This window comes from Streptomyces griseoruber, from assembly GCF_001514205.1.
GTDB lineage: Bacteria > Actinomycetota > Actinomycetes > Streptomycetales > Streptomycetaceae > Streptomyces > Streptomyces griseoruber.
Map to the genome: position 1 here is coordinate 298057 of NZ_KQ948770.1, position 22014 is coordinate 320070.

A 22014-nucleotide genomic window follows, 5' to 3' on the forward strand; every position below is an offset into this window, starting at 1 on the left:
TCTGCGGTTCCAGGTCCTCCTCCTCGAACACCAGCAGCGTGCGGGTGCTGAGCACCTCGGGGATGGCCTGGAGCCGGGTCAGCACCACCTCGCGCAGCGCCCTGTTGTCGGGCGTGTGCACCAGCAGCAGGACGTCGAAATCGCCCCCGACGAGGGCGATGTGGGAGGCGCCGGGCAGTCGGCGGAGCTGCTCGCGGACGGTCCGCCAGGTGTTCTGCACGATCTTCAGGGTGATGTAGGCGCTCGTCCCCTGGCCCGCGCGCTCATGGTTCACCCGGGCTCCGAACCCCCGGATGACGCCGTCCTCGACGAGCCGGTTGATCCGCGCGTAGGCGTTGGCGCGCGAGACGTGCACGCGTTCGGCGACCGACCGTATCGAGGCCCGGCCGTCCGCCTGGAGCATCTGGAGGATGTCCCGGTCGATGGCGTCGAGCGGCCGGGCCGGGGGCGGTTCCTGCACGTACGCCCCGCTCTCCCCGTTCTCCCCGCTCGCCCCGCTCTCCGGGGGCGCCGCGTTCTTCGGGTGCTCGGCCATTTGTTCAGGTGCCATGTCCCCCCGCCTCTCCGCCATGGACGTCCTGCGTCCATCTCAGGTTGTGGAGAACCGTTTGTCCACAGCCTGAGGGTGCCTGTAGCCAAAATGTGCCGACGACCGAACAATCGGTAGGTGAGGCGGGTCACAAGCCGACCCGTCTCTCCGAGCCGCTCCCACGAGGAGGTGCCGTCATGACGGTCATGGAGCAGCGGGGCGCGTACCGGCCGACCCCGCCGCCCGCCTGGCAGCCCCGCACCGACCCCGCGCCGCTGCTGCCCGACGCGGAGCCCCACCGCGTCCTCGGCACCGAGCGGGCCGCGAAGGCCGATCCGGAGCTGCTGCGGCGGCTGTACGCCCAACTGGTTCTCGGCCGCCGCTACAACGCGCAGGCCACCGCCCTCACCAAGCAGGGGCGGCTCGCGGTCTATCCCTCCAGCACCGGCCAGGAGGCCTGCGAGGTCGCCGCCGCGCTGGCCCTGGAGGACCGCGACTGGCTGTTCCCCAGCTACCGCGACACCCTCGCGGTCGTCGCCCGCGGGGTCGACCCGGTCGACGCGCTCACCCTGCTGCGCGGCGACTGGCACACCGGCTACGACCCGTACGAGCACCGGGTGGCCCCCCTGTGCACCCCGCTCGCCACCCAGCTCCCGCACGCCGTGGGCCTCGCGCACGCCGCCCGTCTCAAGGGCGACGACGTGGTGGCGCTCGCCATGGTCGGCGACGGCGGCACCAGCGAGGGCGACTTCCACGAGGCGCTGAACTTCGCCGCCGTCTGGCAGGCCCCGGTCGTCTTCCTCGTCCAGAACAACGGCTTCGCGATCTCCGTACCGCTCGCCAAGCAGACCGCCGCGCCCTCCCTCGCCCACAAGGCCGTCGGCTACGGCATGCCGGGCCGCCTGGTCGACGGCAACGACGCCGCCGCCGTGCACGAGGTCCTCGCCGACGCCGTGCGCCGTGCGCGCGAGGGCGGTGGCCCCACCCTCGTCGAGGCCGTCACCTACCGTATCGACGCCCACACCAACGCCGACGACGCCACCCGCTACCGGGGCGACGCCGAGGTCGAGACCTGGCGCGAGCACGACCCGATCCGGCTGCTGGAACACGAGCTCACCGCGCGCGGGCTGCTCGACGACGACGCCCGGCAGACCGCGCGGGACGCCGCCGAGACGATGGCCGCCGACCTGCGCGCCCGGATGAACCAGGACCCGGCCCTGGACCCGATGGACCTCTTCGCCCACGTGTACGCCGAGGCCACCCCCCAGCTGCGCGAACAGCGTGCCCTGCTGGAGGCCGAACTCGCGGCGGAGCAGGAAGGCGCCCACCGATGACCACCGTCGCCCTCAAGCCCGCCACCATGGCGCAGGCCCTCACGCGCGCGCTGCGCGACGCGATGGCCGCCGACCCCTCCGTGCACGTCCTGGGCGAGGACGTGGGCACCCTCGGCGGTGTCTTCCGGGTCACCGACGGGCTCGCGAAGGAGTTCGGCGAGGACCGCTGCACCGACACCCCGCTCGCCGAGGCCGGCATCCTCGGCACCGCCGTCGGCATGGCCATGTACGGCCTGCGCCCGGTCGTCGAGATGCAGTTCGACGCCTTCGCCTACCCGGCGTTCGAGCAGCTCATCAGCCATGTCGCCCGGATGCGCAACCGCACCCGCGGCCGGATGCCGCTGCCGGTCACGATTCGCGTCCCCTACGGCGGCGGCATCGGCGGCGTCGAGCACCACAGCGACTCCTCCGAGGCCTACTACATGGCGACCCCGGGGCTCCACGTCGTCACGCCCGCCACGGTCGCCGACGCCTACGGCCTGCTGCGCGCCGCCATCGCCTCCGACGACCCGGTCGTCGTCCTCGAACCCAAGCGGCTCTACTGGTCCAAGGACACCTGGAACCCCGAGGACCCGCAGCCGGTCGACCCGATCGGACGCGCCGTCGTGCGCCGCTCCGGCAGCAGCGCGACCCTGATCACCTACGGCCCCTCGGTCCCCGTCTGTCTCGAAGCCGCCGAGGCGGCCCGCGCCGAGGGCTGGGACCTCGAGGTCGTCGACCTGCGCTCCCTGGTGCCCTTCGACGACGAGACGGTCGCCGCCTCGGTGCGCCGCACCGGGCGCGCGGTCGTCGTCCACGAGTCGGGCTCCTTCGGCGGCCCCGGCGGGGAGATCGCGGCCCGTGTCACGGAACGCTGCTTCCACCACCTGGAGGCGCCGGTGCTCCGGGTCGCCGGCTTCGACATCCCCTACCCGCCGCCGATGCTGGAGCGTCACCACCTGCCCGGCGTCGACCGCATCCTGGACGCCGTGGCACGGCTGCAGTGGGAGGCCGGGAACTGATGGCACAGGTGCTGGAGTTCAAGCTGCCCGACCTCGGTGAGGGACTCACCGAGGCGGAGATCGTGCGCTGGCTCGTCCAGGTCGGCGACGTCGTCGCCGTGGACCAGCCGGTCGTCGAGGTCGAGACGGCCAAGGCGATGGTCGAGGTGCCCTGCCCCTACGGCGGTGTGGTCACCGCCCGCTTCGGCGAGGAGGGCACCGAACTGCCCGTCGGCGCCCCGCTGATCACGGTCGCGGTCGGCGCTCCGGCCTCCGGCGGCCCGGCCGAGGGCTCGGGGAACGTGCTGGTGGGATACGGCACCTCGGAGGCACCGGCGCGGCGCAGGCGGGTAAGGCCGGCGCAGTCCCCGCCCGCCGCGCGGGTGACCGCCGCCGCACCCGCCGCGGCCGCACCCGTCCCGGCCGCACCCGCCGCCTCGGTCACGGCGGGGGGTCCGGTCCCCGTGATCTCTCCTCTGGTGCGGCGCCTGGCCCGGGAGGGCGGTCTGGATCTGCGGGAGCTGAAGGGCTCCGGGCCCGACGGGCTCATCCTGCGTGTGGACGTGGAGAACGCCCTGCGGGCGGCGGTGGCCGCTCCCGAGCCCTCGCCCGCCCCTGCCTCCGCTCCCGTCCCCTCCGCCTTCACCGGCGGTCAGCGCGTCCCCCTCAAGGGCGTCCGGGGCGCCGTCGCCGACAAGCTCTCCCGCAGCCGTCGCGAGATCCCCGACGCGACCTGCTGGGTGGACGCCGACGCGACCGAGCTGATGCGCGCCCGCGCCGCGATGAACGCCGCCGGCGGCCCGAAGATCTCCCTCCTCGCGCTGCTGGCCCGTATCTGCACCGCCGCCCTGGCCCGTTTCCCGGAGCTGAACTCCACCGTCGACCTCCAGGCGCGGGAGATCGTCCGGTTCGACCAGGTGCACCTGGGCTTCGCCGCGCAGACCGAGCGGGGGCTGGTCGTACCCGTCGTCCGCGACGCCCACGCCCGGGACGCCGAGGGGCTCACCGCGGAGTTCGCCCGGCTCACCGACGTGGCCCGGGACGGCCGGCTCACCCCCGCCGAACTGACCGGCGGGACCTTCACACTGAACAACTACGGGGTGTTCGGCGTCGACGGCTCCACGCCGATCATCAACCACCCCGAGGCGGCCATGCTCGGCGTCGGCCGGATCGTGCCCAAGCCGTGGGTGCACGAGGGCGAGCTGGCCGTGCGCCAGGTCGTGCAGCTCTCCCTCACCTTCGACCACCGGGTGTGCGACGGCGGCACCGCCGGAGGCTTCCTGCGGTATGTGGCGGACTGTGTGGAACAGCCGGCGGTTCTGCTGCGCACCCTGTGATCACGCGGCTCCCCGCGTTCCCTGTGATCGAGGAGGCCCGCATACTCGGGGGGTGACCTCGTTCGAACCCCCCGGCACGCCCGCCGGCCGTCCACCGGGGCCGGCCGTCGCCGCGTACGACGCCGTCGTGCTCGCGGGCGGCGGCGCCCGGCGTCTCGGCGGCGCCGACAAGCCGGGGGTGCGCGTGGGCGGGCGGGCGCTGCTGGACCGGGTGCTCGCCGCCTGCGCCGACGCCCGCACCACCATCGTGGTCGCCGATCCCCGGCCCACCGCCCGGCCCGTGCGCTGGGCGCGCGAGGACCCGCCGGGCGGGGGTCCCGTGGCCGCGCTCGACGCCGGTCTGTGCCGCACCACGGCCGACGACGTCCTCGTCCTCTCCGCCGACCTGCCCTTCCTCGCGGCCGGCACCGTGAGGCGGCTGCTGGCCGCCCTGCGCGCGGGCACCACGGAGGGCGCCCTGCTCACCGACGCCGAGGGCCGCGACCAGCCGCTCGTCGCCGCGTACCGGACCGCCGCCCTGCGCCGCGAACTGGCGCCACTCGGCGCCGCCCCCGGCGGCCTCACGGGGCTGCCCCTGCGCCGGCTGACCGCCGGCCTCGACCTCACCCGCGTCCCCGACCCCGTCGCGTCCTTCGACTGCGACACCTGGGACGACATCGCCACCGCCCGGGCCCGCATCAGGGAGCATGACCACGTGTTGGACGAATGGATTTCCGCAGTCAAGGACGAGCTGGGCATCGACCTGGAGGTCGACACCGGTCTGCTCCTCGATCTCGCCCGGGACGCCGCCCACGGCGTGGCCCGGCCCGCCGCGCCGCTGACCACCTTCCTGGTCGGCTACGCGGCCGCACAGGCCCAGGGAGGCCCCGAGGCCGTCGCCGAGGCCGCCCGCAAGGCCGCAGCCCTGGCGCTGCGCTGGGCGAAGGAGGCGGAACAGGCGAACGCCGGAGGCCCCGACGGCTCTGCTGCCGCCCGGCCCGGCGGCACGGCACCGGACGCCGGATGACCCGCCGCGGCATCCGTGAGGGCCGGGACACGCAGGCCCCCGATGCCGAGGGCTTCGACGTCGAGGAGGTGCTCGCCCTCGTGAACGACGGCAAGGGCCCCGCCCGCCCGGCCGGTGACCCCGTGCCCGGGCGGACGGCCGCACGGACCGAAGGCGCCGCCCCCACCCACGGCCCCCGTACCCGGGAGGCCGCAGCCTCTCCGGCCGATCGTCACGGCCACCGGCACCACGCCACCCCCTGGCCCGAGGCCCGGACCGTCGCCGCCCGCGCCGCCCGGTCCCAGGCCGCGCGCCGCGCCCCCGTCTCCGTGACCCTCGGCGACGCCCTCGGGCTGGTCCTGGCCGGCCCGCTGACCGCTCTCACCGACCTGCCCTCCTTCGACACCTCCGCGATGGACGGCTGGGCCGTGGCGGGCCCCGGCCCCTGGCGGGTCCGGGACGAGGGCGTGCTGGCGGGCAGCACCGCGCCCGAACCCCTCGCCGACGGCGAGGCCGTCCGGATCGCCACCGGCGCCCGTATCCCCCCGGACACCACGGCGGTCCTGCGCAGCGAGCACGGCCGCACCGACGCCCAGGGACGGCTGCATCCGACCCGGGACATGAGCCACGGCCAGGACATCCGCCCCCGCGGGCAGGAGTGCCGTAGCGGCGATCAGCTGCTGCCCGCCGGTGCGGTGGTGACCCCGGCGGTCCTCGGCCTCGCCGCGGCCGCCGGGTACGACACCCTGTCCGCCGTACCGCGGCCCCGGGCCGAGGTGCTCGTCCTGGGCGACGAACTGCTCACCGAGGGCCGCCCGCACGACGGGCTCATCCGGGACGCGCTCGGCCCCATGCTGCCGCCGTGGCTGCGGGCCCTGGGCGCCGAGGTCGTCGCCGTGCGGCGGATCGGCGACGACGAGAAGGCCCTGCACAAGGCCGTCAGCAGATCCTCCGCCGACCTGATCCTCACCACCGGCGGCACCGCCTCCGGCCCCGTCGACCACGTCCATCCCGTCCTGCGCCGCGTCGGCGCCGAACTCCTCGTGGACGGTGTCCAGGCGCGCCCCGGGCACCCCATGCTGCTGGCGCGCACCAAGGACGAGCAGCACCTCGTCGGTCTGCCCGGCAACCCCCTCGCGGCCGTCTCCGGGCTCCTCACGCTCGCCGAGCCCTTGCTGCGCACCCTGTCCGCCCGGCCCGCCCCGGAGCGCTATGGGATGCCCCTGCGGGACGAGGTGCACGGGCATCCCCATGACACCCGGCTCGTCCCGGTGGTGCTGCGCGGTGATCATGTCGTCCCGCTGCACTACAACGGCCCGGCGATGCTCCGGGGCGTCGCCGCGGCCGACGCGCTGGCCGTCGTACCGCCGGGGGGAGCGCGGGCGGGCCAGCGGGCGGAACTCCTCGACCTGCCGTGGGCGACGGCCGGGGTCGCGGCGTGTTTCACGTGAAACAGCCGGCCTTGGGCACGTCCTGTTTCACGTGAAACAAACCGTCTGTTTCACGTGAAACACCCGCATGGCGGGCCTGTCACACCTGTTCGGGCGCCGGTACCGCCCGGCGGACCGTGATCACCCGGTCCCCCTGCTGGAGCCGGGTGAGCCGGGGGTCGGTGTAGTCGAGCAGCTGCCGGTCCCGTACGACGGCCACGACCAGGTCCGCGGAGCTGCGCGGCGACTGCCCTTCCTCGCCCTCGGTGACGGGGCGTTCGAAGAGGGTCAGCCCGCTGCCGAGGGTCATCAGGTTCTCCAGGGTCTTCGCCACGGTCGGGCTGACCATCGAGACGCCGAGCAGCCGTCCCGCGGACGAGGAGCTGGTGACCACGGTGTTCGCGCCGGACTGCCGGAGCAGGGGCACGTTCTCGTCCTCGCGGGCCGCCACCACGATCGTGGCGCGCCGGTTGAGCTGCCGGGCCGTCAGCGTGACCAGGGCGGCCGTGTCGTCGCGTTGCGGGGCGACGATCACGCGGGAGGCATGCGGTACCTCCGCCCGCCGCAGCACCTCGCTGCGGGTGGCGTCCCCGGTGACGGCCACCAGCCCGTCGTCGCCGGCCGCTTCGGTGGCCTTGCGCTGGGCGTCCACGACCACGATCCGCTCCTTGGCGACACCCTGCCCGACCAGCGTCTGCACCGCGTGCCGGCCCTTCGTGCCGTATCCGACGACCACGACATGGTCCCGGGTGCGCATCCGCCAGCGGTGGATGCGCACCTGCTGCCGGGTGCGTTCGGTGAGCACCTCCAGGGTGGTCCCGACCAGGATGATCAGGAACAGCACGCGCAGCGGGGTGATGACGAGGATGTTGACCAGCCGGGCGGTGTCGCTCACGGGGGTGATGTCGCCGTAGCCGGTGGTGGAGAGGGTGACCGTGGCGTAGTAGGCGGAGTCGAGGAGGTCCACGGAACCGTCGGAGTTGTCGTTGTAGCCCTCGTGGTCGGCGTAGACGATCAGGGTGGTCAGGGCCAGCACCAGCAGGCCCATGGCGAGGCGGCGCAGCACCTGCTGGAGCGGGGGCGCGCCGACGCTCACCGGCATGGTGATGGAGCGCCCCGCCTCGGCGTCGTCGCGTGCCTCCCGGCGGGAGCGGTACCAGAGGGACCTGACGAGAGAGAGCCGCACCGGCCCGGTGGGCTGTCGTTCCTGGTCCTTCATCGCGTGCCCCCTGTGGCCGTGATCCGATCGATGGGCACCATGGTTCCCGGCGGGTTCCCACCCGCCATGAAGCAACACGGTCCCAGGGCCCGTGTCCGTTCCCGTACCGGAGGTCCCCTTGCGCGACCACATTGTCGTCGTCGGCTTCGGCACGAAGGGGAGGTCCGCGATCCGGACGGCCTGTGCCTCGGGGCTGCGCAAGGACCAGGTCGTGGTGATCGATCCCAGCTCGAAGGCGATCGACGCGGCGACGGCCGAGGGCTACGGGGGTGTGGTCGGGGACGCCACCCGCAGTGATGTGCTGCGGCGGGCGGAGGTGCAGCGGGCCGGACGGATCGTCATCGCCACCCAGCGCGACGACACGGCCGTCCTGGTGGCGCTGACGGCCCGCCAGCTCAACCCGGCCGCGAAGATCGTGGCCGCGGCGCGCGAGGAGGAGAACGCGCCGCTGCTGAAGCAGTCCGGCGCCGACGAGGTCATCACCAGCGCCGGGGCGGCCGGACGGCTGCTGGGGCTCAGCGTGCTCAGCCCGTCGGCCGGTCTGGTGATGGAGGACCTGATACAGCAGGGCAGCGGGCTGGACCTCGTCGAGCGGACCGTGACCAAGGCGGAGGCGGGCCGCGGTCCGCGCGAGACGGACGACCTGGTGGTCAGCGTCGTCCGCGGCCACCGGGTCCTCGCCTACGACGATCCCGCCGTCGGCGTGCTGGAGCTGACGGACAGGCTGATCACGATCGTCCGCGTCGACTGAGCGGCCGCGCACCGGACAGCCGCTGCCTTCCCGGAGGGACCCCGCGTCCGGGCGCGGAGTAGCGTCCCCTTCATGCATGCGATCACGATTCCCGAACCTGGTGGTCCCGAGGCGCTGGTGTGGGACGAGGTCCCCGATCCCGTGCCCGCCGAGGGCGAGGTCCTGGTCGAGGTGGTGGCCGGCGCCGTCAACCGCGCCGACATCCTGCAACGACAGGGCTTCTACGACCCGCCCCCCGGCGCCTCCCCGTACCCCGGCCTGGAGTGCTCCGGCCGGATCGCCGCGATCGGCCCCGGAGTCTCCGGCTGGACCGTCGGCGACGAGGTGTGCGCGCTGCTCTCGGGCGGCGGATACGCCGAGAAGGTCGCCGTCCCGGCCGGACAGCTGCTGCCCGTGCCCGAGGGCGTCGATCTCCGGCAGGCCGCCGCGCTCCCCGAGGTGACCTGCACGGTCTGGTCGAACGTGTTCATGGTCGCCCAGCTGCGCCCCGGCGAGACCCTGCTCGTGCACGGCGGCTCCAGCGGCATCGGCACCATGGCGATCCAGCTGGCCAAGGCCGTCGGAGCCAAGGTCGCGGTGACCGCCGGTACCAAGGAGAAGCTGGAGCGCTGCGCCGAGCTGGGCGCGGACATCCTGATCGACTACCGCGAGCAGGACTTCGTCGCCGAGCTGAAGGCGGCCACCGGTGGCGCGGGCGCCGATGTGATCCTCGACAACATGGGGGCGAAGTACCTGGACCGCAATGTCCAGAGCCTCGCCGTCAACGGCCGGCTCGCGATCATCGGCATGCAGGGCGGCATCAAGGGCGAGCTGAACATCGCGGCGCTCCTGAACAAGCGCGCCGCGATCAGCGCGACCTCGCTGCGGGCCCGCCCGCTCGCGGAGAAGACGGCCATCGTCGCCGCCGTACGCGAACACGTCTGGCCCCTCCTCGCGGCGGGGCATGTCCGTCCCGTCGTCGACCGGGAGATCCCGATGAGCGACGCGGCCGCGGCGCACCGGGTCGTCGAGGAGAGCGGCCACGTGGGCAAGGTGCTGCTGGTCGTGCCCTAGCGCGCCGGTTCAGGAGCGCCGCAGCCGGAGCGCGGCGAGGCCGAGGCCCAGCCCGAGCCCGATGAGGACCAGTCCGCTGCCCAGCGGCAGGATCCGCAGCACGGGTCCCTCGGCCCGCTCCCCCGGCGCTGCGGCCGGACCTGCCCCGTCCTGCGGCGCGGAGGCCTGCGGCGCGACGGCCGCCTCCGGCGGCGACTCGGCTCCGGCGTCGGCGTCCGGGTCGCCTTCGGGCCGGTCCAGCGGGTCACCGGAGCCTTCGGAGTCGCCCGAGCCGCTGTCGCCGGAGCCCTCGGTGGCACCGGTGCCGTCCGTTCCGTCCACGCCGGCACCGGCCTCCTGGCCCGTGTCGTCCTCGTCCTGCGCCGCGCCCTGCTCCTCGTCCGGCCGCCCGGGCCGCGCCCGCCCCTCACCGGCCCGGCTCCCGGCCCGGTCGGGGTCGGGGGAGGAGGAAGCGGAGGGGGAGGCGACCGCCACCGGGCCCCTGCGGTGCGCCGAGCCCCTGTCGTCCGTCGCACCCTCGCCGTGCCCGCCGCCGCGCCGGTCGTGCGTCGGGACACCGCCGTACGACGCTCCGCTCTTGTACGTCGATACGGTCCCGTACGACGCGCCGCTCTTGTACGTCGATACGGTCCCGTACGACGAGACGGCCCCGTACGTCGACACGGTCCCGTACGACGAGACGGCCCCGTACGTCGACACGGCCCCGTACGACGAGACGGCACCGTACGGCAGCACCAGCACCCCCACCGCGCACAACCCCCGCCGCAATCGAGTCACGTCCCTCAGACTCACACTCCCGCCAAAGCCCCGCATACCGGACTACACCGAACGCGTGCCGTGCGGAAACGGTGGATCTTCCTTCATGGGGGGCACCACGGTGATGAGGTGGAGGGGTGCGAGAGAATGGCGGCATGGAGATGCCGAGGAACGAAAGGTCGCCGGAGACCGCCCAGAAGATCCTGGTCGTGGGCCAGGACGGTATGGCACTCGGTGGCGTCGACGCCGATGAGGACTCCCGTGAGATCCCGGTGACGGAGCAGGTCGAGCAGCCGGCGAAGGTCATGCGGATCGGCAGCATGATCAAGCAGTTGCTGGAGGAGGTACGCGCGGCTCCCCTGGACGAGGCGAGCCGGGCCCGGCTGAAGGAGATCCACTCCAGTTCGGTGAAGGAACTCGAGGACGGCCTGGCGCCGGAGCTCGTCGAGGAGTTGGAGCGGCTGTCCCTGCCGTTCAACGAGGACTCCACCCCCAGCGACGCGGAACTGCGGATCGCGCAGGCCCAGTTGGTGGGCTGGCTGGAGGGCCTCTTCCACGGCATCCAGACGACCCTGTTCGCCCAGCAGATGGCCGCACGCGCGCAGTTGGAGCAGATGCGCCGGGCGCTGCCGCCGGGGGTGGGCGGTCACGAGGGGGTCGACGACCCCCGCGCGGGCGGCCGCGCGGGCGGCCCGTACCTCTGAGCACAGCGTTTTGCACCGTCGTAGACGACAACAGGGCCCGGCGTGGAAGCCGGGCCCTTTCTTCTGCCTTTGCCGCCGGGCGGGTCAGGACGCCGGATTGCCCGTCGACACGCTCAGCTCGATCTCCGGCACGTCCGACGGGTCGACGTCCGTCCCGGCGGACGGGAACTGGTCCATCACCGCGCCGTCGCCGTAGGTGTTCTCGTCCACGTACTTGATCTTCATCTTCCAGCCGGCCGCCTGGAAGCAGGCCTTGACCGACTGGATGTACTTGAACTTGAAGTCCGGCACCCGGACCTTGTCGGGGTCGTTGTACGACTCCTCCGGCTCGGAGCACTCGGTCGACTCGATCGTCTTGGCGGTGTCGGGGCCGCGGTAGCCCGCCGCCTTCGTCGCCGAGGGGGAGGCGCTGGAGCCGCCGCTGCCGCCCTCGTCGTCGCCGCTGCCGTTGACGGCGAGGCTCATCAGGAACGCGCCCACCGCCACCACGACGACCAGGGCCGAACCGATCACCACCGGCTTGTTGCCCTTGCCGCCGCCCGGGGGCATCGGGGCCGGGGGCTGCGGCGAGAGGTTGTACGCCGGTGGCGTGGGCGGCCCCTGCTGGTGGCCGTAGGCCGGGGCGGGCGTCTGGTAGCCGGGCTGCTGCGGGTAGCCGTAGGAGGCGGACGGCGGGGTCGGGGCGCCGTAGGGGTTCGGGGTCGGCGCCGGCTGGTACGGCGTCTGCACGCTGCCCAGGGGCGGCTGCGGCGTGTTCTGGCCGACCGGCGGGAACACCGCGGAGCCCACACCCGAGCCGCTCTGCACCGGGGTGCCCGGGACGATGCTCGGCGGGGCCGGCTGGAGGGAGGCGGCGATGCGCAGGCACTCGTCGCGCATGGCGACGGCGCTCGGGAAGCGGTCGTTCGGGTTCTTCTTCAGCGCGCGGGCGACCAGCGCGTCCACGGCCGGCGGCAGCGCCCGGTTGATCGAGGAGGGCGCCACCGGCTCCTCCTGCACATGCGCGTACGCGATCGCCAGCGGCGAGTCCGCGTCGAACGGCAGCCGCCCGGTGACCAGTTGGAACAGCATGATGCCGACCGAGTACAGGTCGGAACGGGCGTCCACGCCCCGGCCCAGGGCCTGCTCCGGCGAGAGGTACTGCGGGGTGCCGACGACCATGCCGGTCTGCGTCATCGACGTCACACCGGACTGCATCGCGCGCGCGATGCCGAAGTCCATCACCTTGACGACGCCGCGCTTGGTCATCATCACGTTGCCCGGCTTGATGTCGCGGTGGACCAGCCCCATCTCGTGGCTGATCTCCAGCGCCGCCAGCACATCCGCGGTGATCTTCAGCGCCTTGTCGGCGGGCATCGCGCCCTGCCGCCGTACGTCCTCGTCGAGCACGGAGCCGAGCGGGCGGCCCTCGACGTACTCCATGACGATGTACGGCGTCGTCAGGCCGCCCATCTGGTCCTCGCCGGTGTCGAACACCGAGACGATGTTGGTGTGCGTGAGCTTGGCCACTGCCTGGGCCTCACGGCGGAAACGCTCGCGGAAGGCCTGTTCACGGCCGAGTTCGGTGTGCAGCGTCTTGACCGCGACCTGACGGTCGAGGACCGAGTCGTAGGCGAGGTGCACCGAGGCCATGCCGCCCTGGCCGAGCAGATCGCGCAGCTGATACCGGCCATTGGCCAGCGCCCGCCCCGCGTGCGCGCCCTGGGCGCCGTCCTGGCTCATGTTCCGCGTCCCCCGTAGGCCCTCGAGGCGCCGTCGTCCACCGCCGGGCGTCTCTCTGCCGTTGACTGCCATTGATCGAAAGTGCTATTCCCGGCCAAGTCTGCCGCAGGGCACTGACACGTCAAGCTCGGTGCCCGTTCCGTGACCCTACGAGAAAGAAGCGTCGCGGAAGCGTTACAGGTGGCTTGCGGCCGGTACACAGAATTTGCACGCCGGCAGGTGGTACGGGTTTGATGACCGGTCCGTCTCGGACCGGCGGCGGAGCCCGGCAGGGGCTCATCCAGGACCGGAGGCTTGCGCGAAGGCTGTAGCGTGACCGACGGAGACCGTAACAACACCGCGCGCACCGCGGGCAGAAACGACGGCGAGGACTGATGGCACAGCAGCAGCCCCAGGGCCCGTCCGACCCCGAGGCGACTGGCGGCGGTATGTCAGACGCGCCCGAGAACTGGGGCAACGGCGGGCTGGTCGGCGACGGCCGGTACCGGCTGACCCGCAGACTCGGTCGGGGCGGTATGGCCGAGGTGTTCGCGGCCGAGGACGTACGACTCGGCCGCACCGTCGCGGTCAAACTGCTGCGCGCCGACCTTGCCGAGGATCCCACCTCCAAGGCCCGCTTCACGCGCGAGGCCCAGTCGGTGGCCGGCCTCAACCACCATGCGATCGTCGCCGTGTACGACTCCGGCGAGGACTTCGTGGGCGGCCAGAGCGTGCCGTACATCGTCATGGAGATCGTCGAGGGGCGCACCATCCGCGACCTCCTCCTCAACGCCGAGGCGCCCGGGCCCGAGCAGGCCCTGATCATCGTCTCCGGTGTGCTGGAGGCGCTCGCCTACTCGCACCAGCACGGCATCGTGCACCGCGACATCAAGCCGGCGAACGTGATCATCACGCACAACGGCGCCGTCAAGGTGATGGACTTCGGCATCGCGCGCGCCCTGCACGGCGCGTCCACGACGATGACGCAGACCGGCATGGTCATGGGCACCCCGCAGTACCTCTCCCCGGAGCAGGCGCTCGGCAAGGCCGTCGACTACCGCTCCGACCTGTACGCGACGGGCTGCCTCCTCTACGAACTGCTCGCGCTGCGCCCGCCGTTCATCGGCGAGACCCCGCTGTCGGTGGTCTACCAGCACGTCCAGGACATCCCGATGCCGCCGTCGCAGACCTCCGAGGGCGAGTGCCCGCCGGAGCTCGACGGCCTGGTCATGCGGTCCCTCGCCAAGGAGCCCGACGACCGGTTCCAGACGGCCGAGGAGATGCGCGGACTCGTCCAGTACGCGTTGCAGATGCTGTACGACCAGGGCGGCCACACCGGCACCTGGAACACCGGCCCGGTCGCGATGCACGACGGCCGGGGCGCCGCCGCGAGCCCCTACGCGAGCACCACGATGATGCCCCAGCACGACGGCTCGATGACCTCGCAGATCCCGCAGCCGATCCTGCCCACCGGGTACGGCAACGGCGACGACGGCGGCTTCGAGGGCCACGGGAACAAGGGCAGCGGCCGCGGCAAGCTGTGGATCCTGGCCGTCCTCGCGGTGATCGCCATCGCGGCGGGCGTCGCGCTCGCGCTGAACACCAAGAACACGGGCAGCGGCGACGCCGGCACCACCGAGTCGCCGAGCGCCACCCAGTCCCAGAGCGCCGAGTCCAGCGAGACGCCGAGCGACGAGGCGTCCGAGGAGTCCTCGGACGACACCTCCGACGACAGCACCGGCTCGGACTCCGGCTCCTACAACACCCCGCAGTACACGCCGTCGGACACTCCGTCGTCCACGCCCTCCGAGACGGCCAGCAGCGAGCCGACCGACACGGAGACCGACCCGGGGACCTCCGAGGAGCCGACCGGCCCGACGACGAGCGACCCGGGGACGGACGGCGGCACCGACCAGGGCACGACCGACGGCTCCGCGAACGGCGGCACCGACCAGGGCAGCACCACCCTCGGCGCCGGCCTCGGCGGCAACTGACCGATCGCTTTTTTCAGCCACGCGCGCGTGACGCCCTTTCCTGGGCATCACGCGCGCGTAGTGCATTCGGGGGACTCTTCCCGTGACCTGGGTCACCGGGATAACGTGCCCTTGTTCCGGCCCCCTGCAAGGCTGTGACCAGGAAGAGTTCCCGATTTTGCGAATTTACTTGGAAATCCAAGCAAAAACGCAGGTCAGGAGGGGTTTCACAGAAATGTGGACTACTGGGTAACGTGCCTGTTGCAGGGCGCTCGCCGGGGCACCTGTCACATCTGTGCCCGTTTTGCCGCACCCACCCTGTGCGGATGCGAAGGCGCAGGTGAGCCGCACTGGCACCCGGCGAACCCGGGTAGCCGGACCGACGGAGGAGCACACGTGACCGTGGAGAGCACTGCCGCGCGCAAACCGCGACGCAGCGCCGGAACCAAGAGCACGGCCGGCAAGCGCACGACCGCAAGGAACGCGCCAGGCACCGACCCCGAGCTCGTACAGTTGCTGACGCCCGAGGGCCAGCGCGTCAAGAACGCCGAGTACGACAAGTACGTCGCCGGCGTCACCCCCGAAGAGCTCCGTGGCCTGTACCGCGACATGGTGCTCACCCGCCGCTTCGACGCCGAGGCCACCTCCCTCCAGCGCCAGGGTGAGCTGGGCCTGTGGGCCTCGCTGCTCGGCCAGGAGGCCGCCCAGATCGGCTCCGGCCGGGCGCTGCGCGACGACGACTACGTCTTCCCGACCTACCGCGAGCACGGCGTCGCCTGGTGCCGCGGGGTCGACCCGACCAACCTGCTCGGCATGTTCCGCGGGGTGAACAACGGCGGCTGGGACCCCAACGGCAACAACTTCCACCTCTACACGATCGTCATCGGCTCCCAGACGCTGCACGCGACCGGGTACGCGATGGGCATCGCCAAGGACGGCGCGGACAGCGCGGTGATCGCCTACTTCGGCGACGGCGCGTCCAGCCAGGGCGACGTCGCCGAGTCCTTCACCTTCTCCGCGGTCTACAACGCGCCGGTGGTGTTCTTCTGCCAGAACAACCAGTGGGCGATCTCCGAGCCGACCGAGAGGCAGACCCGCGTCCCGCTCTACCAGCGCGCCCAGGGCTTCGGCTTCCCCGGCGTCCGCGTCGACGGCAACGACGTGCTGGCCTGCCTCGCGGTCACCCGCTGGGCCCTGGAGCGGGCCCGCAACGGCGAGGGCCCCACCCTCGTCGAGGCGTACACCTACCGCATGGGCGCCCACACCACCTCCGACGACCCGACCAAGTACCGCGCGGACGAGGAGCGCGAGGCCTGGGAGGCGAAGGACCCGATCCTGCGTCTGCGCCGGCACCTGGAGACCTCAAACCACACGGACGACGGATTCTTCGCGGAACTCGAGGACGAGAGCGAGGCGTTGGGCAGGCGAGTGCGCGAAGCGGTCCGCGCCATGCCGGACCCGGACCACTTCGCCATCTTCGAGAACGTGTACGCGGACGGGCACGCGCTCGTCGACGAGGAGCGGGCCCAGTTCGCCGCCTACCAGGCGTCGTTCGCGGACGAGGGGGGTAACTGAGATGGCTGAGACCTTCAAGGCCGAGACTTCCACAAGCATGGCACTGGCCAAGGCGATCAACGAATCGCTGCGGCGCGCCCTGGAGACCGACCCGAAGGTCCTCGTCATGGGCGAGGACGTCGGCAAGCTCGGCGGTGTCTTCCGGGTGACGGACGGCCTGCAGAAGGACTTCGGCGAGAGCCGGGTCATCGACACCCCGCTCGCCGAGTCCGGCATCGTCGGCACGGCCATCGGCCTCGCCCTGCGCGGCTACCGCCCCGTGGTGGAGATCCAGTTCGACGGCTTCGTCTTCCCCGCCTACGACCAGATCGTCACCCAGCTCGCCAAGATGCACGCCCGCTCGCTGGGCAAGGTCAAGATGCCGGTCGTCGTCCGCATCCCCTACGGCGGCGGCATCGGCGCGGTCGAGCACCACTCCGAGTCCCCGGAGTCGCTGTTCGCGCACGTCGCCGGATTGAAGGTGGTCTCCCCCTCCAACGCCTCCGACGCCTACTGGATGATGCAGCAGGCCATCCAGAGCGACGACCCGGTGATCTTCTTCGAGCCCAAGCGGCGCTACTGGGACAAGGGCGAGGTCAACACCGAGGCCATCCCCGGCGAGCTGCACAAGGCCCAGGTGGCCCGGGAGGGCACCGACCTGACCCTGGCCGCCTACGGCCCGATGGTGAAGCTCTGCCTGGAGGCCGCGAACGCCGCCGCCGAGGAGGGCAAGAGCCTCGAGGTCCTCGACCTGCGCTCGGTCTCCCCCCTCGACTTCGACTCCATCCAGGCCTCCGTCGAGAAGACCCGCCGTCTGGTCGTCGTCCACGAGGCCCCGGTGTTCTTCGGCTCGGGCGCGGAGATCGCCGCGCGCATCACCGAGCGCTGCTTCTACCACCTGGAGGCCCCGGTGCTCCGGGTCGGCGGCTACCACGCCCCGTACCCGCCGGCCCGCCTGGAGGAGGAGTACCTGCCGGGCCTGGACCGGGTGCTCGACGCCGTCGACCGTGCCCTGGCGTACTGAGGAGAGGGTCGTGACGACGATGACGGAAGCGTCCGTACGCGAGTTCAAGATGCCGGACGTGGGCGAGGGCCTCACCGAGGCCGAGATCCTCAAGTGGTACGTCCAGCCCGGTGACACGGTCACCGACGGCCAGGTGGTGTGCGAGGTCGAGACGGCCAAGGCCGCCGTCGAACTGCCCATCCCCTACGACGGTGTGGTCCGCGCGCTCCACTTCCCCGAGGGCACCACGGTGGACGTGGGCATGTCGATCATCGCGGTGGACGTGTCGGGCGGCGCGGCCCCGGCTCCCGCCGAGGCACCGGCGCAGGCTCCCGCTCCCGCCCCCGAGGAGAAGAAGCCGGAGGGCTCCGGCCGCCAGCCGGTGCTCGTCGGGTACGGCGTGGCCGCCTCCTCCACCAAGCGCCGCCCCCGCAGGAGCACCGCGATCCCGGCCCAGGAGCCCGCCGCGGCGGCCGTCCAGTCCGAGCTGAACGGCCACGGCACCGCCCCGGCCTCGAAGGAGCGCCCGCTGGCCAAGCCGCCGGTGCGCAAGCTCGCCAAGGACCTGGGCGTGGATCTCACCGCGGTGGTTCCGACCGGCCCGGACGGCGTCATCACGCGCGAGGACGTGCACGCGGCGGCGGCCCCGCAGACCACGGCTCCGGCAGCCCCGGCCCAGGCGCCCACGCCCGAACCGGTCAGCCCGGTCAGCCCGGTCAGCCCGGCCGGCCAGGCCCCGGCACCGGTCACCACGCCCGCGCCGGCGCCCGTCGCGTCGTACGACCCGGCCCGCGAGACCCGTGTCCCGGTCAAGGGTGTCCGCAAGGCGACCGCGGCGGCGATGGTCGGCTCGGCGTTCACCGCGCCGCATGTCACCGAGTTCATCACGGTCGACGTGACGCGCACGCTGAAGCTGGTCGAGGAGCTGAAGCAGGACAGGGAGATGGAGGGGCTGCGGGTCAACCCGCTGCTGCTGATCGCCAAGGCCCTGCTGGTCGCGATCCGGCGCCACCCGGAGATCAACGCCTCCTGGGACGAGGCGGCACAGGAGATCGTGGTCAAGCACTACGTCAACCTGGGCATCGCGGCGGCCACCCCGCGCGGTCTGCTCGTCCCGAACATCAAGGACGCGCACGCCAAGACGCTGCCGCAGCTGGCCGAGTCCCTGAGCGAGCTGGTCTCCACGGCCCGCGACGGCAGGACGTCCCCCGCCGCCATGCAGGGCGGCACGGTGACGATCACCAATGTCGGCGTCTTCGGCGTCGACACCGGCACCCCGATCCTCAACCCCGGGGAGTCGGCGATCCTCGCCGTCGGCGCGATCAAGCTCCAGCCGTGGGTCCACAAGGGCAAGGTGAAGCCCCGCCAGGTCACCACCCTGGCGCTGTCCTTCGACCACCGTCTGGTCGACGGGGAGCTGGGCTCGAAGGTGCTGGCCGACGTGGCGGCGATCCTGGAACAGCCGAAGCGGCTGATCACCTGGGCGTGAGACGGATACGGCCCCCGCTCGGCGGCGGGGGCCGTGACCGCTAGGCCGGTACGTGCACCGTCTCCACCCGGCTCGCCACCAGCCGCTCCCGTTCCCGGCGGGCCGCCCGCTTGCGCAGCCGCAGGATCTGGCTGACGCCGAGGGCCTGGAGGACGAACACCGAGGAGAAGGCGATCGTGTAGTCGTCGCCGGTCGCGTCCAGCAGCACGCCGACGGCGAACAGGGTCGTCATGGAGGCCGTGAAACCACCCATGTTGGTGATGCCGGAGGCGGTGCCCTGACGCTCGGGCGGGTTCGCGGGGCGGGCGAAGTCGAAGCCCAGCATCGAGGCGGGGCCGCAGGCGCCGAGGACCGCGCAGAGGACGACGAGCAGCCACATCGGCGCGTGGTCGCCGGGGTAGACCAGGGTCACCGCCCAGGCGAGGGCGGTCGCGCCCACCGTGCCCAGCGCCAGCGGGAGCCGGGCGCCGTGGTGCCGGGCGACGATCTGGCCGTAGACCAGACCCACGACCATGTTGGACAGGACGACCAGCGTCAGCAGTTCGCCCGCTGTCGCCCGGGACAGGCCCTGGGCCTGGACGAGGAACGGCAGGCCCCACAGCAGCAGGAACACCATCGCCGGGAACTGGGTCGTGAAGTGCACCCACAGACCGAGCCGGGTCCCCGGCTCCCGCCAGGACGCGGCGATCTGCCGGCGGACGTACGCGGCGCCGTGGTGCGGGAAGGGTTCGGGCGCGTGGCCCTCGGGATGGTCCTTGAGGAAGAGGACGAGCAGGACCAGCACGACCACGCCCGCGAGGGCGCTGCCCGCGAAGGCCGGCGTCCAGCCGATCCCGTGCAGCAGCCGGGCCAGCAGCAGCGTGGAGACCAGGTTGCCCGCCATGCCGGCGAGGCCGGCGAACTGGGCCACCAGGGGGCCGCGCCGGGCCGGGAACCAGCGGGTGCCGAGCCGCAGCACGCTGATGAAGGTCATCGCGTCCCCGCAGCCGAGCAGCGCGCGTGAGGCGAGCGCCATGCCGTACGACGAGGAGAAGGCGAAGCCGAGCTGGCCCGCGGTGAACAGCACGACGCCGATCGTCAGCACCCGCTTGGTGCCGAGCCGGTCCACCAGCAGGCCGACGGGTATCTGCATGCCGGCGTAGACGAGGAGCTGGAGGATCGAGAAGGTCGACAGGGCCGAGGCGTTCACCTGGAAGCGGTCGGCCGCGTCGAGGCCGGCGACCCCCAGTGACGTACGGAAGATGACGGCGACGAAGTAGACCGAGACGCCGATCCCCCAGACGGCCATCGCGCGCCGTCCGCCGGGGGGATCACCCGGAAGGGTGGAGTGGGATCCACCGCGGGTGACGCTCATCGGACCTCACCCCGGGCCAGGTGGGAGAACCAGCCGACGTGCCGGTGGACGATGTCCACGGCCGCGTCGGCGTCGCCCGCGCGCAGTGCCTGGAGGATCTCCTCGTGCTCCGTCAGCGTCTTCGCGATGCGGTCGGGGTGGGAGTGCAGGACGGCGACGCCCATCCGCAGCTGGCGGTCGCGGAGCTGGTCGTAGAGGCGGGAGAGGATCTCGTTGCCCCCGCTGCGGACGATCTCCGCGTGGAAGCAGCGGTCCGTGACCGCGGTCGCCGCGAGGTCGCCCGCCGCGGCCTGTGCCTTCTGCTGCGCGAGCAGCTCCTCCAGGCGGTCGAGGAGGCCGGGCGGTGCGGGGACCGCCTTGCGCGCCGCGTGCTCCTCGACCAGCAGCCGGGTCTCCACGACGTCGGCGATCTCCTGTGCGGAGACCGGCAGGACCAGGGCGCCCTTCTTCGGGTACAGCTTGATCAGGCCCTCGACCTCCAGGCGGAGCAGCGCCTCGCGCACGGGGGTCCGGGAGACCCCGACGGCTTCGGCCAGCTCGCCCTCGGTGAGGAGGGTGCCGCCCTCGTAACGGCGGTCCAGCACACCCTGCTTGACGTGGGCGTAGACCCGTTCGGCGGCGGGCGGCTGCTTCAGGGAGACGGACGGGGAGACGGGGGCGGTGGCGGGACGGGGCGGAGCGGACGACGGCATGCCCACAGGATAGATACAACATGGGCGCAAAGGGGGGAGCGTCCAGTATCCGAAACCCGGGTCGCCCCCAGGGGTGTTCGCGCTCGGGGTAATCAGAAATTCGTCCCAGCGGGCGCACAACCTTCTGTGCTACCTGTGTGTCACACACGTGCGGCCCCACCAACTTTCCCCATGCCAACTCGGCCGCACTTCAGGGGCATTCAACATAATCGGGGTATTTCAGTTGATAACCGCCACCAAGGGCATCCGAGTTCGAGCCGCCGCCGTCGTCGCCACGGCCAGCGCAGTGCTCGCCGGAGGAGTCCTCACCGCGGCTCCCGCGCAGGCTGTCACGACGCCCACCATCACGGCCAAGGGCGCGTACCTGATGAACAGCGCGACGGGCAAGACGCTCTTCACCAAGGCCGCTGACACGAAGAGGCTCACCGCCTCCACCACGAAGGTCATGACCGCGAAGGTCGTGCTCTCCCAGGCGAACCTGAACCTGGACACCAAGGTCACCATCAAGCAGGCGGTCAGCGACTACATGGTCGCCGAGGGCTACCCGTCGTCGGCCCGGCTGATCGTCGGCGACAAGGTCACCGTCCGCCAGCTGCTGTACGGGATGATGCTGCCGTCCGGCTGCGACGCGGCGATGGCCCTCGCCGACAAGTTCGGTTCCGGCACGACCGTCGCGGCCCGCACCAAGAACTTCATCGCCAAGATGAACACCATGGCCAGGAGCCTGGGCATGACGAACACGAAGTTCGACTCGTTCGACGGCCTCAGCAACGGCGCCAACGCCTCGACGCCGCGCGACCTCACGCTGCTCGCCCGCAGCGTGATGAAGAACTCCACGTTCAAGACCGTCGTCAAGTCCAAGTCGTACACGGCGAAGACCATCACCAAGACCGGCGCCACCCGCACCATGGATGCCTGGGTCAACACCAACACGCTGCTCGGCTGGAACGGCACGCTCGGTGTGAAGACCGGTTCCGGCACCGAGGCCAAGTACTGCCTGATCTTCGCCGCCACGCTCAACGGCGAGTCGGTCATGGGCACCGTGCTCACCGCGCCCGACGCGGCGAGCCGCACGGCCGACGTCAAGAAGCTCATCAACTACGGCTACGCCAAGATCAGCTGACGCTCGCCGGTACGTACGGAACGGGCCCGCCGTGATCCCCACGGCGG

Annotated in this window: 18 protein-coding genes and 1 pseudogene; 13 read left to right on the forward strand and 6 right to left on the reverse strand. The window is 72.2% G+C overall.

The features are described from left to right. Window positions 1-403, reverse strand: a 403-nt coding sequence (locus AQJ64_RS21960) for an Lrp/AsnC family transcriptional regulator (protein ID WP_244902678.1), incomplete at its 3' end; no start/stop codon positions are given. 323 nt (window positions 404-726) lie between these two features. Here AQJ64_RS21960 and pdhA (AQJ64_RS21965) point away from each other — a divergent pair. The 5 genes from pdhA (AQJ64_RS21965) to AQJ64_RS21985 are packed head-to-tail and all read left to right on the forward strand — an operon-like array spanning window position 727 to window position 6616. Then, complete coding sequence (pdhA, locus tag AQJ64_RS21965) at window positions 727-1863, forward strand: pyruvate dehydrogenase (acetyl-transferring) E1 component subunit alpha (RefSeq protein WP_055634519.1); 1137 nt, start codon at window positions 727-729, stop codon at window positions 1861-1863. Continuing rightward, the gene (locus AQJ64_RS21970; RefSeq protein ID WP_055634518.1) at window positions 1860-2864 is read left to right on the forward strand and encodes an alpha-ketoacid dehydrogenase subunit beta; all 1005 of its coding nucleotides are present in this window, start codon (window positions 1860-1862) and stop codon (window positions 2862-2864) included. Before pdhA (AQJ64_RS21965) ends, AQJ64_RS21970 begins: the two co-directional genes overlap by 4 nt. After that, window positions 2864-4180 (forward strand): dihydrolipoamide acetyltransferase family protein, encoded by a 1317-nt coding sequence (locus AQJ64_RS21975; protein WP_055634517.1) that lies wholly within the window; start codon window positions 2864-2866, stop codon window positions 4178-4180. The genes AQJ64_RS21970 and AQJ64_RS21975 overlap by 1 nt, the downstream gene beginning before the upstream one ends. A gap of 52 nt (window positions 4181-4232) precedes the next feature. Next, complete coding sequence (locus AQJ64_RS21980) at window positions 4233-5186, forward strand: NTP transferase domain-containing protein (RefSeq protein ID WP_059202890.1); 954 nt, start codon at window positions 4233-4235, stop codon at window positions 5184-5186. Then, window positions 5183-6616, forward strand: a complete 1434-nt coding sequence (locus AQJ64_RS21985) for a molybdopterin molybdotransferase MoeA (RefSeq protein WP_059202891.1) — start codon at window positions 5183-5185, stop codon at window positions 6614-6616. The genes AQJ64_RS21980 and AQJ64_RS21985 overlap by 4 nt, the downstream gene beginning before the upstream one ends. A gap of 79 nt (window positions 6617-6695) precedes the next feature. Here the strand turns inward: AQJ64_RS21985 and AQJ64_RS21990 are convergent, their stop codons facing one another. After that, window positions 6696-7814: a potassium channel family protein gene (locus tag AQJ64_RS21990; protein WP_055638559.1), complete on the reverse strand. Its 1119-nt coding sequence runs from the start codon at window positions 7812-7814 to the stop codon at window positions 6696-6698. A 118-nt stretch (window positions 7815-7932) separates the two neighbouring features. On the opposite strand from AQJ64_RS21990, the pseudogene AQJ64_RS21995 reads away from it, so the two are divergent. Then, a pseudogene (locus AQJ64_RS21995) lies at window positions 7933-8565 on the forward strand (potassium channel family protein); the annotation flags it as partial. 72 nt (window positions 8566-8637) lie between these two features. Further along, window positions 8638-9618, forward strand: coding sequence for an NAD(P)H-quinone oxidoreductase (locus AQJ64_RS22000; protein ID WP_055638558.1), 981 nt, complete (start codon window positions 8638-8640; stop codon window positions 9616-9618). A 9-nt stretch (window positions 9619-9627) separates the two neighbouring features. On the opposite strand, the gene AQJ64_RS22005 is transcribed toward AQJ64_RS22000, so the two are convergent. Then, window positions 9628-10395, reverse strand: a complete 768-nt coding sequence (locus AQJ64_RS22005) for a hypothetical protein (RefSeq protein WP_063788876.1) — start codon at window positions 10393-10395, stop codon at window positions 9628-9630. 134 nt (window positions 10396-10529) lie between these two features. Between AQJ64_RS22005 and AQJ64_RS22010 the strand changes: the two genes are divergently transcribed. Continuing rightward, a complete protein-coding gene (locus tag AQJ64_RS22010) occupies window positions 10530-11078 on the forward strand; it encodes a bacterial proteasome activator family protein (protein ID WP_055638556.1) in 549 nt (182 codons plus the stop codon). Between the two features lie 84 nt (window positions 11079-11162). Here AQJ64_RS22010 and AQJ64_RS22015 read toward each other — a convergent pair whose 3' ends face one another. After that, window positions 11163-12800 carry a Stk1 family PASTA domain-containing Ser/Thr kinase gene (locus AQJ64_RS22015; protein WP_059202892.1) on the reverse strand — a complete coding sequence of 546 codons (1638 nt, stop codon included), beginning with the start codon at window positions 12798-12800 and terminating at the stop codon, window positions 11163-11165. Between the two features lie 374 nt (window positions 12801-13174). On the opposite strand from AQJ64_RS22015, the gene AQJ64_RS22020 reads away from it, so the two are divergent. The 4 genes from AQJ64_RS22020 (at window position 13175) to AQJ64_RS22035 (ending at window position 18798) form a co-directional block, all read left to right on the forward strand. Further along, window positions 13175-14773 (forward strand): protein kinase domain-containing protein, encoded by a 1599-nt coding sequence (locus AQJ64_RS22020; protein ID WP_055635220.1) that lies wholly within the window; start codon window positions 13175-13177, stop codon window positions 14771-14773. A 375-nt stretch (window positions 14774-15148) separates the two neighbouring features. After that, complete coding sequence (gene pdhA / locus AQJ64_RS22025; protein ID WP_055635219.1) at window positions 15149-16327, forward strand: pyruvate dehydrogenase (acetyl-transferring) E1 component subunit alpha; 1179 nt, start codon at window positions 15149-15151, stop codon at window positions 16325-16327. 37 nt (window positions 16328-16364) lie between these two features. After that, window positions 16365-17330, forward strand: a complete 966-nt coding sequence (locus AQJ64_RS22030) for an alpha-ketoacid dehydrogenase subunit beta (protein WP_397802727.1) — start codon at window positions 16365-16367, stop codon at window positions 17328-17330. 10 nt (window positions 17331-17340) lie between these two features. Continuing rightward, a complete protein-coding gene (locus AQJ64_RS22035; RefSeq protein ID WP_055635217.1) occupies window positions 17341-18798 on the forward strand; it encodes a dihydrolipoamide acetyltransferase family protein in 1458 nt (485 codons plus the stop codon). Window positions 18799-18838: 40 nt separating this feature from the next. On the opposite strand, the gene AQJ64_RS22040 is transcribed toward AQJ64_RS22035, so the two are convergent. Both AQJ64_RS22040 and AQJ64_RS22045 read right to left on the reverse strand, forming a co-directional pair. Continuing rightward, window positions 18839-20152, reverse strand: coding sequence for an MFS transporter (locus AQJ64_RS22040; protein ID WP_079061846.1), 1314 nt, complete (start codon window positions 20150-20152; stop codon window positions 18839-18841). Further along, a complete protein-coding gene (locus AQJ64_RS22045; RefSeq protein WP_055635222.1) occupies window positions 20149-20844 on the reverse strand; it encodes a GntR family transcriptional regulator in 696 nt (231 codons plus the stop codon). Before AQJ64_RS22045 ends, AQJ64_RS22040 begins: the two co-directional genes overlap by 4 nt. A 223-nt stretch (window positions 20845-21067) precedes the next feature. Here AQJ64_RS22045 and AQJ64_RS22050 point away from each other — a divergent pair, with 223 nt between their 5' ends. Beyond that, window positions 21068-21967 (forward strand): D-alanyl-D-alanine carboxypeptidase family protein, encoded by a 900-nt coding sequence (locus AQJ64_RS22050; protein ID WP_079061848.1) that lies wholly within the window; start codon window positions 21068-21070, stop codon window positions 21965-21967. Window positions 21968-22014: the final 47 nt, after the last annotated feature.

Excerpts from the sequence above, each read along its gene's own strand:
- AQJ64_RS21985 (WP_059202891.1), top strand. The coding sequence starts at position 5,183 with ATGACCCGCCGCGGCATCCGTGAGGGCCGGGACACGCAGGCCCCCGAT.
- AQJ64_RS21990 (WP_055638559.1), bottom strand. The coding sequence starts at position 7,814 with ATGAAGGACCAGGAACGACAGCCCACCGGGCCGGTGCGGCTCTCTCTC.
- AQJ64_RS21975 (WP_055634517.1), top strand. The coding sequence starts at position 2,864 with ATGGCACAGGTGCTGGAGTTCAAGCTGCCCGACCTCGGTGAGGGACTC.
- AQJ64_RS22030 (WP_397802727.1), top strand. The coding sequence starts at position 16,365 with ATGGCACTGGCCAAGGCGATCAACGAATCGCTGCGGCGCGCCCTGGAG.
- AQJ64_RS22045 (WP_055635222.1), bottom strand. The coding sequence starts at position 20,844 with ATGCCGTCGTCCGCTCCGCCCCGTCCCGCCACCGCCCCCGTCTCCCCG.
- pdhA (WP_055634519.1), top strand. The coding sequence starts at position 727 with ATGACGGTCATGGAGCAGCGGGGCGCGTACCGGCCGACCCCGCCGCCC.
- AQJ64_RS22010 (WP_055638556.1), top strand. The coding sequence starts at position 10,530 with ATGGAGATGCCGAGGAACGAAAGGTCGCCGGAGACCGCCCAGAAGATC.
- AQJ64_RS22040 (WP_079061846.1), bottom strand. The coding sequence starts at position 20,152 with ATGAGCGTCACCCGCGGTGGATCCCACTCCACCCTTCCGGGTGATCCC.
- AQJ64_RS22020 (WP_055635220.1), top strand. The coding sequence starts at position 13,175 with ATGGCACAGCAGCAGCCCCAGGGCCCGTCCGACCCCGAGGCGACTGGC.
- AQJ64_RS21970 (WP_055634518.1), top strand. The coding sequence starts at position 1,860 with ATGACCACCGTCGCCCTCAAGCCCGCCACCATGGCGCAGGCCCTCACG.
- AQJ64_RS22015 (WP_059202892.1), bottom strand. The coding sequence starts at position 12,800 with ATGAGCCAGGACGGCGCCCAGGGCGCGCACGCGGGGCGGGCGCTGGCC.
- AQJ64_RS22000 (WP_055638558.1), top strand. The coding sequence starts at position 8,638 with ATGCATGCGATCACGATTCCCGAACCTGGTGGTCCCGAGGCGCTGGTG.